The 13,708-nt window shown below is 45.3% G+C and carries 11 protein-coding genes and 1 tRNA gene; 2 read left to right on the top strand and 10 right to left on the bottom strand.

Features of this window, described 5'->3' with window-relative positions:
- Positions 1 to 146: 146 nt before the first annotated feature.
- The 6 genes from BZA03_RS17595 to purE form a co-directional block, all read right to left on the bottom strand.
- Entirely contained in the window at positions 147 to 1,328 is a 1,182-nt protein-coding gene (locus tag BZA03_RS17595) for a PQQ-dependent sugar dehydrogenase (protein WP_110289444.1), read from the bottom strand.
- 194 nt (positions 1,329 to 1,522) lie between these two features.
- Positions 1,523 to 1,996 carry a Dps family protein gene (locus BZA03_RS17590; RefSeq protein ID WP_014948101.1) on the bottom strand — a complete coding sequence of 158 codons (474 nt, stop codon included), beginning with the start codon at positions 1,994 to 1,996 and terminating at the stop codon, positions 1,523 to 1,525.
- 186 nt (positions 1,997 to 2,182) lie between these two features.
- Positions 2,183 to 2,728, bottom strand: a complete 546-nt coding sequence (locus BZA03_RS17585; protein WP_075177727.1) for a copper chaperone PCu(A)C — start codon at positions 2,726 to 2,728, stop codon at positions 2,183 to 2,185.
- 66 nt (positions 2,729 to 2,794) lie between these two features.
- Positions 2,795 to 2,870, bottom strand: a tRNA-Thr gene (locus tag BZA03_RS17580).
- Positions 2,871 to 2,930: 60 nt separating this feature from the next.
- Positions 2,931 to 4,067: a 5-(carboxyamino)imidazole ribonucleotide synthase gene (locus BZA03_RS17575; RefSeq protein WP_014978177.1), complete on the bottom strand. Its 1,137-nt coding sequence runs from the start codon at positions 4,065 to 4,067 to the stop codon at positions 2,931 to 2,933.
- Positions 4,064 to 4,558: a 5-(carboxyamino)imidazole ribonucleotide mutase gene (purE, locus tag BZA03_RS17570; RefSeq protein ID WP_014948098.1), complete on the bottom strand. Its 495-nt coding sequence runs from the start codon at positions 4,556 to 4,558 to the stop codon at positions 4,064 to 4,066. The genes BZA03_RS17575 and purE overlap by 4 nt, the downstream gene beginning before the upstream one ends.
- Positions 4,559 to 4,836: 278 nt before the next feature.
- Between purE and nhaA the strand changes: the two genes are divergently transcribed.
- Entirely contained in the window at positions 4,837 to 6,111 is a 1,275-nt protein-coding gene (gene nhaA / locus BZA03_RS17565; protein ID WP_014948097.1) for a Na+/H+ antiporter NhaA, read from the top strand.
- Here the strand turns inward: nhaA and BZA03_RS17560 are convergent.
- The 4 genes from BZA03_RS17560 to trxA form a co-directional block, all read right to left on the bottom strand.
- Positions 6,073 to 8,889, bottom strand: coding sequence for an ATP-binding protein (locus tag BZA03_RS17560; RefSeq protein ID WP_110289443.1), 2,817 nt, complete (start codon positions 8,887 to 8,889; stop codon positions 6,073 to 6,075). The two genes, nhaA and BZA03_RS17560, sit on opposite strands and share 39 nt — an antisense overlap.
- Positions 8,890 to 8,911: 22 nt before the next feature.
- The gene (locus BZA03_RS17555) at positions 8,912 to 10,210 is read right to left on the bottom strand and encodes an amidohydrolase (RefSeq protein WP_075177730.1); all 1,299 of its coding nucleotides are present in this window, start codon (positions 10,208 to 10,210) and stop codon (positions 8,912 to 8,914) included.
- 229 nt (positions 10,211 to 10,439) lie between these two features.
- On the bottom strand, positions 10,440 to 11,705 hold the full coding sequence (gene rho / locus BZA03_RS17550; RefSeq protein WP_014948094.1) for a transcription termination factor Rho: 1,266 nt from the start codon (positions 11,703 to 11,705) through the stop codon (positions 10,440 to 10,442).
- Between the two features lie 271 nt (positions 11,706 to 11,976).
- Complete coding sequence (trxA, locus tag BZA03_RS17545; protein WP_012517074.1) at positions 11,977 to 12,303, bottom strand: thioredoxin TrxA; 327 nt, start codon at positions 12,301 to 12,303, stop codon at positions 11,977 to 11,979.
- Between the two features lie 100 nt (positions 12,304 to 12,403).
- Between trxA and rhlB the strand changes: the two genes are divergently transcribed.
- Positions 12,404 to 13,696 (top strand): ATP-dependent RNA helicase RhlB, encoded by a 1,293-nt coding sequence (rhlB, locus tag BZA03_RS17540; protein WP_014975523.1) that lies wholly within the window; start codon positions 12,404 to 12,406, stop codon positions 13,694 to 13,696.
- Positions 13,697 to 13,708 lie beyond the last annotated feature (12 nt).

Genomic DNA, 13,708 nt, shown 5'->3' with positions numbered 1-13,708 from the left:
CAATAACAATGAAGTGGCGCCTTTTCTCATTCTACGTCTTATACCAGAATTTGAAAGGGAACAGCCATTCCTGCATTCCCACGCTTTGCTATGAAGCTTGCCAGCGCCTTTTGAGTGAGCACTTATCTATGCGGACTGGTACTATGCTATTTGGTTAGCTTTAATACTTTGCCGTTCGGTGCATCGGTCAGTAAGTAAATGGCACCTTCTGGGCCAACTTCAACGTCGCGAATACGGGCGTGATTGTCACGAACATATTCAAACTGCTCTGCGGGCTTTCCATCTTCTACTTTTATGCGACGAAGGTGAGTAAACTTCAACGACCCCACCAGTACATCCCCGTTCCATTCTTTGAACATTTCACCTTGGTAGAACGTTAGGCCGCTTGGCGCAATTGATGGGTCCCAATACACCCAAGGCTGCTTCATGCCATCCATATGGGTTTTGTCGCTGATAATGTCGCCACTATAGTCAACACCATAGGTAATCACAGGCCAACCGTAGTTTGCACCGCGTTCAAGGATATTGATTTCATCACCACCTTTCGGGCCATGCTCCATCGCCCATACCGCACCAGTTTCAGGATGAATAGTAACGCCTTGCACGTTGCGGTGACCATAGCTGAATATTTCAGGGGCTTTGCCGTCTGTGAATGGGTTATCTTCTACTGCGCTGCCGTCACGGTTTATGCGTACAATTTTACCGAAGTGGTTATCGGTGTTCTGCGCTTCTTTCATGTACTTGTAGCGGTCGCCCATGGTGATGTACAAGTGCTTTTTAGCATCGAACGCTAAACGACAGCCAAAGTGAAAGCCGTTATCCACAATTGAGTCGGCACTAAAGATAACGTCAACATTTTCAAGGCCTGAGTCGGTAAGCTTAGCCTTTGCAACACTGCTACTGCTGCCCGGCTTGCCCTCAACCTCACTCGCTTTGCTGTAACAGAAGTAGATAGTGTTGTTGCTGGCAAAATCCGGGTCGATAGCGATGTCCAACATACCACCTTGGTTTTGCGCAACCACCTTAGGCACATTACCTAGACGTCCTGACAACTTACCGTCTTTTGATAAACGCTGAATGCCACCTTCACGTTCCGTAACTAGCAGATCGCCATTTGGCAAAAATGCCATTCCCCAAGGATGAACAAGCCCTTCAGCGAGCGTGGTTACGGTAATATCGCTGTCGGTGATTTCATGCGCTTCGCCATGTTTATGATCTCCGTGAGCTAAAGCGGATTGGCTGATCGTAAGCGCCAATACACAAGTAAGTGACTGCGCTAGCGCGCTCACAGGTTTGATTGGTACAGCTAAAATAGTTGATGGTTTCATCGCTAGGAGCCTCATTTTAAAAAGCCGTGTGCGCGTTCACACAGGCTTCTTCTATTATTCTTAGTGGAAGGCAGTATACAAAAAAGGGCACAGCGCTGCTGTACCCTTTGTGATAATTTTACTTGCTTATGCGATAAAGGTGACTGGCCGATTAAGCCTATGTTAAATCACTGTCACCGCACTTATATAGCGATTTACTTCGGTAATGTTGCACGAAGCATCCACGCAGTTTTTTCATGAACGCGCATACGATCGCCAATTAACGCTGCAGATGACTCATCGTCTGCGTCTTGCGCTAGCTTTAACGATTCACGGCAGGTTTTCACAACTTGCTCATGACCGTGAGTTAACAATCTCACCATTTCCGTCGCTTCAGGTACACCTTCCACTTCTTCAATTGAACTAAGCTCAGCGAACGACTTATATGTGCCCGGTGCAGCAACACCTAGAGTACGAATACGCTCTGCAATTTCGTCTACCGCTTCGGCAAGCTCTGTGTAATGCTCTTCGAACATTAGGTGCAATTCACGGAACTGCGGACCTTCTACGTTCCAGTGAAAATTATGCGTTTGAAGGTACAAAGTGTAAGAGTCGGCCAATAGCTTTTTAAGACCTTCTGCTACTGCGTTACGATCGCTCTCAGAAATACCAATATCAATCTTGCTCATGTCACACTCCTTAACGTTAAAACCCTTTTTAGATTTACCTTCAGTCCATTCATCGGCGCTGAAAAATCTTGGTTTAAATAATATAAGTTAATAGTACTACAGAAATTTTGATTTAGATTAACGGTTTAGTTGATTGCATTCATCGCATTAATCGATGACTTTATACATTCTGCCTCAGCCACTCTATTAATGGTGGTGATGGTGGCTTTCGCCCGCTTCTTTTTTAACAGGTAGCAAAACCGGTAGTTCACTCCCATCGCTAAATGTGAGGGTTAGTGCTACTTCGCTGCCCTCTTCTAATCCTTTGGTCAGCCCCATCAACATGATATGACGGCCGCCTGATTCAAAAGAGACCATTTCGCCCGCTTTTATTATAACGCCTTCAGTTAGCTCACGCATTTTCATCACGTCTTCCTCCATCACCGTTGTGTGGATTTGCGCTTCACTTGCTACATCGCTTGATACTGAAACAGACGTCAGTGTTTTATCGCTGTCACTATGATTATGCAAAGTAAAGTACACTGCACCAGTTTTTGCCAAAGCAAAGGTCGCTCTAGCATAACCATTCATTACCATTACTTCTGATTGCTTACTGGCGTGCTTGTGCTGCTCTTTTGGCATGTGATGGTTATCATGGTCATTGCCATGCGCGTAAATAGTCGCAGACATGCTTAAAGAAAATAAGCCAGTTACGATAACTAATGGTTTAAGTGATTTGGAAAAAAATGACATACAGTCTGCTCCGAATGAATACTCGTAAGCAAGTGTACGTAAGATTGGCAAAGGAAAAAAGAAAAATGGTGCCGACTGCCGGAATCGAACTGGCGACCTACTGATTACAAGTCAGTTGCTCTACCAACTGAGCTAAGTCGGCACACTTTAAAAACCGCTGCCTAGACAGCGGATGCGTATTCTAGCGATAAACGCGTGGGTGTCAACCTTTTAATCGCGTTGCTTCACCAACTAATTTTGGGAAGTACTCAAGTGGTAAATATTTGCTCAATGCCATGAGCTTTTCACCCAAGCTTTCATAACTATTCGTGGTAACATTGATGTGTCCCATCTTGCGCTTTTCACGAACAGATTTTCCGTACCAGTGAAGATGACTACCATCGATGCTTAGCAAATCGCGCGAGAAGCTGCTGCAACCAATAATGTTGACCATAGCGCTTGGGCCAATGGCTGACGTGTCACCAAGAGGCAATCCACAGACTGCACGTAAGTGATTTTCAAACTGACTGGTTACAGCGCCCGACTGGCTCCAGTGCCCAGAGTTATGTACACGAGGAGCAAGTTCGTTTACAAGTAGCTTGTCGCCTACTTGGAATAGTTCCACAGCCAGCACACCGACGTAGTTCATACCCTCAGCAAGTTTCACAAAAATATCGTGAGCCTGGGCCTGAAGTGCATCATCAACGTTAGTCGCCGGTGCAACCGACACATGAAGTTGACCTTGGTGATGCAAATTTTCAGCAAGTGGATAGGTGCGTACGTCGCCATTAGCATTGCGTACACCGATTAATGACAACTCTCTGTCGAAAGCCACCATTTTTTCAACCACTAAAGGCACAGTCTGCAAATCTAATCCCTGAAGTGCATTTTTTAGTTCAGGTAAGTCAGCCTCATCACTTAAACGCCATTGACCATATCCGTCATAGCCATCGCGGCTAGCCTTAAGAATGAGTTTGCTACCCAGCTGCTTTACGCAATCGTCTAACTGGGCAAGGTCGGTAACTATTTGGTGCTCACAATTTGCCACCTGCATGCTTTCAAGCAGCTTTTTCTCACGTACGCGATCGGCGCCAACAAGAATGCTGTCGATATTCGGCATCAACTTGTTTGTTTTCGCCGCGTCTTCAAGAAGCCTTTCAGGTACATGCTCAAATTCTACGGTAAGAGCATCTGCACCTTCTAATGCTTGAGCAAGTGAGATTTCAAGAGGGGTTTTGCTAACTGGATGTACAACGGTATCGTTGTTTACGTCCACAGCTTGAACGTCAATACCTAACGGGCTTCCCGCCAGGTACATCATTTGAGCAAGTTGGCCTGCGCCGTAAACGACTACTCTCATTCATCTAGCTCCAACGTATTGCTTGAAGCAAGTACCGTATCAGTTTGCGATTTTCTAAAAGCGATAACGGCATTGCGTACGCTTTCGTCTTGCAGCGCAACAACTTGTGCCGCGAGAAGACCCGCATTTGCTGCACCAGCCTCACCTATTGCCAGTGTACCTACCGCAACACCTTTCGGCATTTGAACGATAGAAAGCAGTGAGTCTAATCCGTTGAGCGCTTTTGATTTAACCGGGCAGCCAAACACAGGTAAATGCGTGTGTGCAGCAATCATACCCGGTAAGTGAGCTGCGCCGCCTGCGCCAGCAATGATTGCGCTAAAACCTTCATCTGCAGCGCTTTCTGCAAACTCTACTAGCAAGTTGGGTGTACGGTGCGCCGACACCACCTTCGCTTCAAATTCAACACCAAACGACTTCAGCATTTTTGCGGCCTGCTGCATAGTAGGCCAGTCTGAAGTTGAACCCATTACAATCGCGACTTTTGCCATCTAGAGATCCTCGGGGTAGGTAAAGTGGACAACCTTGGAAAGGCCGCGATTGTAGCGTAAAACCGTTCAAAATCCCACCGTAAATGGCGTCAATTATAGCGCCACTCGCTTAAGGGTTGTTGAGGCTACTCTCTTATAAGGGTGATCTATCTCTTCGCTGTCAGTCGTATTAACTATAATTAATTTATGTAGAAAAGTTGCCTGACTACACGGATTAACGAACGCTTTTATTTCCACATTTTGCGACGTTGACCATGAACGGGCGTTAGAGGTTATTGATGACAGATAAACACGAACCCGACGTACTTGATGAGGTGATAGAAGAAGTACAAGACGTGGTCTCTGACTTCTTAAATCGCGAAGCCGCTCCCGGCATATTGTTAATGGGTGCAACGATTCTTGCGCTCATTATTGCTAATTCTCCCCTAGATACGCTTTACGATCATTTAATCAGTATGCCGGTACAAATATCAGCCGGTACGTGGGCTATCGATAAGCCATTATTGCTGTGGATTAACGACGGGTTAATGGCGGTGTTCTTTTTTCACGTGGGTCTGGAACTGAAGCGGGAAATCTGCGAAGGTGAATTGGCCAATCCCAAAGATATTATTTTACCCGCAGCGGGTGCTGTAGGTGGTATGGCACTACCCGCCTTGATATATGTAGGCATCAACTGGGACAACCCCGTAGCCATTGCAGGGTGGGCAATTCCCGCCGCTACTGACATCGCGTTTGCGCTAGGTATTTTGGCGCTACTAGGTAGTCGAGTACCTACGAGCCTGAAAGTTTTCTTAGTCACCCTAGCTATTATTGACGATATCGGTGCTATCGTAATTATTGCCCTGTTTTACACCGAGCACATTACCGCGGGTGCGCTGTATATTGCTGCAGGTTGTTTATTGCTGTTGTGGCAAATGAATAAACGCAATGTGGTAGATATTCCGCCTTATGTTTTTGTGGGAATCATTCTGTGGGTAGCCATGTTGAAGTCAGGCGTTCACGCCACACTGGCAGGTGTCGTACTTGCTGGCTTTATTCCTATGCGGGATGAGAAAGACGAATCTTATTCTCCGGTAACGCGACTAGAGCACGGTTTGAATGGCTCGGTGAGTTTCGCAATCCTACCTTTATTCGCCTTCGCTAACGCCGGCATAAGTTTTGGTAACATCAGTCCGGAGGGTATTTTCCATCCTGTTACCTTTGGGATCTTTCTTGGCTTGGTTGTGGGTAAACAAATTGGCGTATTCGGTTTTTGCTACTTAATGGTGAAGTTAAAGCTGGCTAAGTTACCAGAGGATCTTAACTTCAAGCATATCTATGGCTGTGCGCTACTTTGCGGCGTTGGCTTTACAATGAGCTTATTTATTGGGGGACTGGCCTTTGCACAGACAGGTATCAATCAAATTTTTGACGAGCGTGTGGGCATTTTAACCGGCTCTCTCGTCTCGGCGTGCTTAGGGTATATTGTACTGCGATTCGTTAGCGAAGCGCCGAGCGATAACACTGATGTAGCCTCAAACGCGAGCAAGTTCACGGGCAATACAGTCAAATAGAACCTGCTTGCGAATAGGCTTACTTAAATGCGCATTCATGCCTGCTTCTAAGCAGGCATTTTTGTCTTCGATAAACGCATTGGCGGTTAAGGCGATGATCCTGATCGAGTCCTTATTCCTGCCTTCACTTCGAATAAGTTTCGATGCTGTATGACCATCCATGATCGGCATTTGGCAATCCATTAAAATTACGTCGAAATCGTGCCTCTTCTCGGCCTTAACAGCATCTTGCCCGTTTTTCGTTCTAATACATTTGATGTTGGACGATTTGAGCATGTCCATGACGATTTCTGCATTAATGTCGTTGTCTTCGGCCAATAAAACCCGTAATCCATCAGGTAGTGACGGAATCACCTCATTTTCTGCATGCTCTTTTTCTTCACTTACTGTGGCAGGAATGTGGAAGGTGAAGCTTGTTCCTTTACCCAGTTCACTTTCAACATAAAGCTCTCCACCAAGAAGCTCAACCAAACCTTTAGAAATGGCCAAACCTAATCCTGTGCCACCAAAATTTCTAGTAGTGGACGGATCGGCTTGCTCAAACTTATCAAAAATAAGGCGTAGTTTGTTGGAAGCAATGCCTATTCCCGTATCGGTTACCGAAATTTTAAGTCCTTGGTGGGCATAGCTGACGTTAACCGTCACGACACCATCGCTGGTGAACTTAAACGCGTTACTAAGTAAGTTATTGATGATTTGGCTCACCTTCCCTGCATCAATGTTCAGTGCGTTAGGTACGCCCTGATTAATATGCAAAGCAATATCGTACCCTTTTACTTGCGCAGCGTGGCGATAAAGATCACAAGAAGCTTCAAGTAACTCGCGAATGGCACAGCTTTGAACATCGGTAAGCATTTTACCCGATTCAATCTTCGACCAATCTAAGATACTGTCCAAGATGATAAGTAAATTGCTAGCAGAGCGTGAAATTGTTTTGGCTCTAGCCGAAACAATTTCCGGCAACTCGTTCTCGAGCATCAATTCACATGAGCCAATAATGCCATTCATTGGCGTTCTGATCTCGTGACTCATGTTGGCGAGAAACTGCGTTTTGGCCACATTAGCGGCTTCCGCTTCTTTAAGCGCTAACGCAAGGTGCTCAGTTTTCTCTTCTATGCGCTTTTCCAAAGACTGATTCAATTCCCCTAGCTCGACATTCAGGCTTTGCTCTACTTCTCTTGCTACCTCTAACTCTTCAAATGCATCGAGCAATCGGGCTTCTAAACTCACGAACTCATCGCTTAGCGACGAGAGCTCTTGAATGTGCAGTGCCCTTTGTGGAGCTTTAACACCTTCTTTTTGTGTAGGGTCGAATTCGGAAATATAGCGAACAAGGCGACGAATAGGCGCGCCGACCATTTTTGCAACTACGTACCCGGTGAATGTTCCAAATGCAGATAATGCCAATAGCAGCAGTAAGTCTTTGAGTAAATAATTACTCATTGATGCCATTAACAGTCGTTTGTCGAAGTAATAGCTGACTTTCCAGCTAGCAAAAGGCATATCTTTCGCTAACCTCAACCATGTTTTTCCCTGAGGCCCGTTCTTAACCTCAACAGCACAATCAGGTTCACAAATATAAAAAGGTGCTTTAGTGAGTGGCTTCATCTTCAAGCCTTTAGATGCATAGATAACTTCGCCTTTTTGATCCTCAATGAGCATCAAAAAACCACCCAAGCTTAGGTTATCAATAGCAGAAAAGCTCTTTAACGATAAAGACCCCTCTACAATACCTTTTGGAGTGCCATCTGCGTCTGTGATGGGGGCTGACAAGGCTACAATTGGATCGTTACCAAAACCTCGGCCTTGAAATACATTTGAAAGGAATGGTTTACCTGTCTGCATGACTTCAAAGAAATACGGCCTGTAAGCCACGTTTGGTATACCGCTTTGCCTTGCTTTATCCAACAAGGTAGGCGGGTAAGCGTGAATAATATCGCCATTGTTACCCGCAATAAGGAAGGTCAGAAATTCAGGGTTATTCGATGCCAACACCCGCAAATTTGTCATCGCTGCATTATCGAAATCGCTGTTTGATACCTCGCTAGATAACACTTGCGCTGCGCTAATAATGGCACTTTGATGTTGCTGAATAAAATTTGAAAGCTGGAACTCCAGCACATTCACGCGCTGCGCCATGTAACTGTAAATTTGTCTTTCTTGCTGTTGTTGAAACAGGCTCACCGACAAATAAATTACCGCCATAGAAGCAACGAAAAAACAACCGGAAAAGAAGTATCCAAAAAGAAAGTGCAGCGTAACCCGCTCGGACTTGCTTGATGTTTGTCGCTTAAGCCCGTGGACTGCCAAATACGAAAAGTGTCCGGTTACAAGACCAAATACACCGCTTACCCAGGTAACCAGCACGCCCGAAAACAGCATGTTTGCGTTATCGCCATCATAAAGAGAATGCTCTAAAACGAGAATGGGCAGAAAGACAATAGACCAAAAACCTGCGCCTACTTTTATCACCTGTTTAAGCGACTTGTTATAGCCAAAAAAGCTAAGTACGACAGGCAGCAGAGTAAGGCTTTCCTTTCCAACAATGCTTCCGTCGTTAAGCCACAAGGGAAGGCTAACAATAAGCGCAATAGGAATGGAAATAAAAGGAGAAAACCGAAGTGAAGCGTAGACTGCCGCACCTATACCAAATGTAGCTATCCCTGTGCTATCAAAGGGTGGGTTGAGAGCATTAAGACCCGCACCTAACACACATACAAGCAGTGCTTGAAGGGCCAGAGACCATGAAAAAGAAAATGAAATACTGCCTATTTTCAACGCATGTCTCCGGCCATCACATTTAGTGTTGAGCCATGTAATCTAGAGTAAAGTTTGTGAGAAGCTTCACGCCTAGTTTCATGCCTTCATCATCAACATAAAATTCCGGAGTGTGATGAGCTGGGCTATCTTCTTCAGACACGTCCAATGGCTTACCGCCTACCCAAACATACAAACCTGGAATTTGTTCTTGGAAAAATGAAAAGTCTTCCGCACCCGTGACCGGCTTAGAAAGCAGCGTGTTTTCAACGCCAGCGGTACGCTGCATAGTAGGCAGCATAGCTTTTGTAAGCTCTGGGTCGTTGTACGTAATGGGGTAATAGTAATCTAGCGGTAACGTAAGTTCTGCTTCTGCGCCCATACTCTCAGCTATAGCCTTAACTTTGCGCGGAAGCGATTCGTAAATGTGATCGCGAGCGGCTTCATTGAGTGTACGAATTGTGCCAACCATTTCTACTTCATTTGGAATGATATTTGAACGGTTGCCGCCGTGAATAGAGCCAATAGACACCACTGCTGCATCGTCAATCAATTTCAACTCACGACTAACGATAGTCTGAATTGACATGATCATTTGCGCAGCGGTAACCACTGGATCAACACTCTTCCAAGGATAAGCGCCGTGGGCTTGCTTACCGTGAATAACAATTTTAAATGGGTCTACCGCGGCCATGGTACCACCCGCGTTATAACGTACTTTACCTACATCAGTATTAGCATTGATATGCAGGCCAAAAATAGCGTCTACATCAGGGTTTTTAAGTACACCTTCAGCGACCATAACTTCCGCACCGCCTTTTTCTCCAGCGGGTGCGCCCTCTTCTGCAGGCTGAAAAATAAACTTCACTTTACCTTTCAGGTCGCCTTTAATTTCGGTGAGAATTTTTGCCGCGCCCATGAGCATCGCCATGTGAGTATCGTGACCACAGGCGTGCATAACCGGTACTTCTTTTCCGTTATATTCGCCCACCTGCTTTGAGCGGTAGGACAAATTGTTTTGCTCTTTTACAGGGAGACCGTCCATGTCTGCACGTAATGCAACCACAGGACCTGGTTTGCCCGAGTCTAGAATAGCTACCACACCCGTTTTTGCCACACCGGTTTGCACATCTAAACCCAGGCTTTCAAGGTAGTCAGCAACATATTCAGCGGTTTTAAACTCGCGATTCGATAATTCGGGAAATTCATGAAAGTGATGGCGCCATTTAATTACATCAGGTTCTACTTTATTGGCTAATTCATCAACATTGATTTGAGTAGCATAAGCAGCAGACACAGAGGCCAGCCCTGCAAACGCAAGTGACAGCAATTTCTGGTACATAACTATTATTTCCTTTGGTGTTTTTTAGACAGAGTAAATCATCTCAAGGGAGAACACACCACTGAACTAACGATTGCTGTTAAAAATCATTGAGCCAATGAAAATACCCCATTCACTAGACTGAGGGTATTAGACGGAAGTATAAGAAAAGTGCTTTATCGATGCAGGGAATAAAAAAGGCGCCGAGTGGCGCCTTTTCTTTAAATATCAACTTATTACTAAGTTTCTATTAACTCTTTTGTCTACGCATTGCGTCAAAGAACTCATCGTTTGTCTTGGTCATCGACAACTTACTGATAAGGAAGTCCATTGCGTCAATTTCTGACATTTCGTGAACGATTTTGCGAAGGATCCACATTTTCTGTAGTTCATCTTGCGCTGTAAGCAGTTCTTCACGACGGGTACCAGAGCGGTTGAAGTCGATAGCCGGGAATACACGCTTTTCCGCGATTTTGCGATTAAGGTGTAATTCCATGTTACCTGTACCTTTAAACTCTTCGTAGATAACTTCGTCCATCTTAGAGCCGGTATCGATAAGCGCTGTTGCGATAATCGTTAAGCTTCCGCCTTCTTCAACATTACGGGCAGCACCAAAGAAGCGCTTAGGCTTGTGAAGAGCATTCGCATCAACACCACCGGTAAGTACTTTACCTGATGATGGGATAACCGTGTTGTAAGCGCGAGCAAGACGAGTAATCGAGTCAAGCAGGATAACCACGTCTTTTTTGTGTTCAACAAGACGCTTGGCTTTCTCGATAACCATTTCAGCAACTTGTACGTGACGACTTGCTGGCTCATCGAAGGTTGAAGCAACGACTTCACCTTGAACAAGACGATGCATCTCGGTTACTTCTTCCGGACGCTCATCAATAAGCAGTACCATTAACTCACAATCTGGGTGGTTAGCAGCAATTGACTGAGCAATATTCTGAAGAAGAAGCGTTTTACCGGCCTTAGGTGGCGCTACGATAAGACCACGCTGCCCTTTACCGATTGGCGACGCCAAATCCAGTACTCGAGCCGTAATGTCTTCTGTTGAGCCATTACCACGTTCCATGCGCAAGCGATCTGCTGCGTGAAGCGGTGTAAGGTTTTCAAAAAGGATTTTATTACGTGAGTTTTCAGGCTTGTCGAAGTTAACTTCGCGGATTTTTAGCAGGGCGAAGTATCGTTCACTGTCTTTCGGTGGACGAATTTTCCCGGCAATCGTATCACCGGTACGCAAGTTAAAGCGTCGAATTTGGCTTGGCGATACATAAATATCGTCTGGTCCTGCAAGATACGAAGAGTCAGCTGAGCGTAAGAAGCCGAAACCGTCCTGTAAAATTTCTAGTACCCCATCACCAAAGATGTCTTCACCGCTTTTTGCGTGTGTCTTTAGGATTGAGAAAATGATGTCTTGTTTTCTGGCGCGCGCCATGTTTTCCAGGCCCATCTCCTCGGCCAGGTTAACCAACTCGCTTATTGGTTTGTTCTTTAATTCAGTTAAATTCATACTGGTGGGTCTTTGTGCTTGAACTTCGCTTACAGGACTTAAAGTCACTCTGTTCTAGTTTAGATTTGATATCACCCTGATGTGGGCGTAAGCAGAACGCTGCTCGGATGAGCGCTGAAGAAAAGTTAGCACTATATTTAATCAACGTCCAGCGTTTTACCGCCGAAATGTTAAATAATTTGTGGCTTGCTCTTCTAGAATGAAACGTTAGTCCCTGTGGCGTAAATAAAAACCGGTGCTTCGTTAGCACCGGTTTTCAATTTGAAATCAATTAAAGGTTTTCGTTAAGAAACTCTGTTAATTGAGCTTTAGATAGCGCGCCTACTTTAGTTGCAGCAACGTTACCGTTTTTGAAAAGTAGCAATGTAGGAATACCACGAATACCATATTTAGGTGGAGTTTCGTTATTTTCATCGACATTCAACTTGCCAACTGTTAACTTGCCATCAAACTCGGTCGCAACTTCTTCCAAGATTGGTGCGATCATTTTACACGGGCCACACCATTCGGCCCAGAAGTCAACCAGTACAGGACCTTCAGCATTGATAACATCTGCTTCGAATTTATCGTCAGATAACTGGATAATTTTGTCGCTCATTCTTTTCTCCATTATTGGTCTGTCGCTGATTTGTCTCAGCCTGACCATAAGTGTTATATAGAAACTGTTTTTTAATGCAAGCACTGATAAGCTATAAGCTATGCCTACTCACTTAACTGATACTCACTTTTCTGACCTGCCGATTAACGGCAAGGTTGTTGACGCCTTGGCGGCAGCTAATTTTTCACATTGTACACCAATTCAAGCACTTGCACTGCCTCCTTTATTGGAAGGTCACGACATTGCAGGTCAGGCTCAAACCGGAACCGGTAAAACCATTGCCTTTTTGGTAGCTACATTTCACTATTTGCTAAGCAAAGCAGAAAATGCAGATAACAGCAAATCAAATGGCCCTCGCGCAATTATTATGGCGCCGACCAGAGAGCTCGCCGTTCAAATTTATAACGACGCCAAACTGCTTAGTGAGCATACTGGATTGTCGCTTGGTTTGATTTATGGGGGCGAAGGTTACCAAAGTCAACGTGAAACTTTGGAAGAAGGGGTAGATATTATAATTGGTACGACAGGACGCATACTGGATTACTACAAACAGAATGTGTTCACACTGAAGAATATTCAGGTTGCCGTACTTGATGAAGCCGACCGCATGTTCGATTTAGGCTTTATAAAAGATATCCGCTTTTTATTCCGCCGCATGCCACCGGCAAGCGAACGTTTGAGCATGCTATTTTCAGCTACACTTAGCTACCGCGTGCAAGAGCTTGCTTACGAGCACATGAACAACCCTACCCACGTACAGGTAGCGCCAGAACAAACAACTGCAACTCGCGTTTCTCAAGAGCTATTTTATCCGTCTGATGACGACAAGATGCTGCTTCTTCTTACGCTGCTTGAAGAAGAATGGCCAGAAAAGGCAATTGTTTTTGCCAACACTAAAAATAGTTGTGAGAAAGTTACCGACTGGCTTACCGCAGATGGCCATCGCGTTGGCTTGCTTAGCGGCGATGTACCACAGAAGAAACGCCTTGGGATCTTAGAAGATTTCACCAAAGGCAATCTTGATATTTTAGTCGCAACCGACGTTGCAGCGCGCGGTCTTCATATCGACGCGGTAACGCACGTATTCAACTACGACTTACCTGACGACGCCGAAGACTATGTACACCGTATTGGTCGTACTGGCCGTGCAGGACAAAGTGGTGTTGCAATTAGTTTCGCGTGCGAAAAATACGCACTAAACTTACCTGCTATTGAGCAATACATTCAAAAGGCAATACCGGTTACCGATTACGACCGCAGTGCTCTACTTGATGATGTAACGCCTCCAAAACCACGTAGAAGACGTACGCCTAACAACCGCAATTCTTCACGTCGTGGAAACGGAAGAGGCCGTGGAAAGCCTCAAAACCGAAACAACAGAGCGCAACAGTGAGGCGTAAAGGTA

It is taken from the genome of Alteromonas sp. I10 (genome assembly GCF_003201515.1).
GTDB lineage: Bacteria > Pseudomonadota > Gammaproteobacteria > Enterobacterales > Alteromonadaceae > Alteromonas > Alteromonas macleodii.
This window is presented reverse-complemented; position numbering and strand designations above follow the sequence as displayed.

What these genes read in the sequence shown, in the direction of transcription:
- rhlB (WP_014975523.1), top strand. Translation starts at nt 12,404, where the DNA reads ATGCCTACTCACTTAACTGATACTCACTTTTCTGACCTGCCGATTAAC.
- nhaA (WP_014948097.1), top strand. Translation starts at nt 4,837, where the DNA reads ATGACAGATAAACACGAACCCGACGTACTTGATGAGGTGATAGAAGAA.
- BZA03_RS17595 (WP_110289444.1), bottom strand. Translation starts at nt 1,328, where the DNA reads ATGAAACCATCAACTATTTTAGCTGTACCAATCAAACCTGTGAGCGCG.
- BZA03_RS17575 (WP_014978177.1), bottom strand. Translation starts at nt 4,067, where the DNA reads ATGAGAGTAGTCGTTTACGGCGCAGGCCAACTTGCTCAAATGATGTAC.
- BZA03_RS17590 (WP_014948101.1), bottom strand. Translation starts at nt 1,996, where the DNA reads ATGAGCAAGATTGATATTGGTATTTCTGAGAGCGATCGTAACGCAGTA.
- purE (WP_014948098.1), bottom strand. Translation starts at nt 4,558, where the DNA reads ATGGCAAAAGTCGCGATTGTAATGGGTTCAACTTCAGACTGGCCTACT.
- BZA03_RS17585 (WP_075177727.1), bottom strand. Translation starts at nt 2,728, where the DNA reads ATGTCATTTTTTTCCAAATCACTTAAACCATTAGTTATCGTAACTGGC.
- rho (WP_014948094.1), bottom strand. Translation starts at nt 11,705, where the DNA reads ATGAATTTAACTGAATTAAAGAACAAACCAATAAGCGAGTTGGTTAAC.
- trxA (WP_012517074.1), bottom strand. Translation starts at nt 12,303, where the DNA reads ATGAGCGACAAAATTATCCAGTTATCTGACGATAAATTCGAAGCAGAT.
- BZA03_RS17555 (WP_075177730.1), bottom strand. Translation starts at nt 10,210, where the DNA reads ATGTACCAGAAATTGCTGTCACTTGCGTTTGCAGGGCTGGCCTCTGTG.